A 782-nucleotide genomic window follows, 5' to 3' on the forward strand; every position below is an offset into this window, starting at 1 on the left:
TTCGTGGTCGGCGGGCTGACGGCGCTGGGCGTTACGGCCCTGACCATCCGACTGGCCCAGCTTCAGGTCGTGCAGGCGCAGGAGTATTCGACCCTCGCCAGCCAGAACCAGTTCAACTTCCGCCTCGTCCCGCCGCCGCGCGGCCGAATCCTGGACCGCAACGGGGTCACCATCGCCGGCAACCGGCCCAGCTTCCGCGTCCTCGTCGTGCGCGACGAGACCAAGGATCTGGATCAGACGCTGGACCTGTTGGGTCGGCTGCTGCCGGACACCATCGACCGCCGCCGCGCCATCATCCGTGACGTCAACGCCGCACCGCGATTCAGCCCCGTGCCGGTCAAGAGCGACCTGAGCTGGGAAGAGTTCGCCAAGGTCAATCTGTACGCGCCCGAACTGCCCGGCGTGATGGCGGACATGAACGAGGCGCGCTTCTATCCCTACACCGGGGCCTTCGCCCATGTGATTGGCTATGTCGCCAAGGTCTCGGATCGTGACATCAAGGCGATCCGCGACAGGGGCGAGGAGCCGCCCCAGATGCTGTTCAACCCCGGCTTCCGCATCGGCCGCTCGGGCGTGGAGAAGGCGCTGGACACCGACCTGCGCGGCGAGGCCGGCGGCAACCGGGTCGAGGTCGACGCGCGCGGCCGCGTCGTGGCAGAGGATGTCGGCGGCTCTCGACCTGCCGTGCCAGGCAAGGACGTGGTCCTGACGCTGGACGCCGACGTGCAGAACCGGGCGCTCGAGGTGTTCGGCGACGAGTCCGGGGCCTGCGTGGTCATGGA

General features: G+C 68.5%; 1 pseudogene. It reads left to right on the plus strand.

Annotated features, from left to right (window positions below):
* Nucleotides 1-782: pseudogene (locus tag ACP7AZ_RS17805) on the plus strand (penicillin-binding protein 2); the annotation flags it as partial.

The sequence above is a fragment of the Brevundimonas sp. DC300-4 genome (assembly GCF_049897365.1).
Taxonomy (GTDB): domain Bacteria; phylum Pseudomonadota; class Alphaproteobacteria; order Caulobacterales; family Caulobacteraceae; genus Brevundimonas.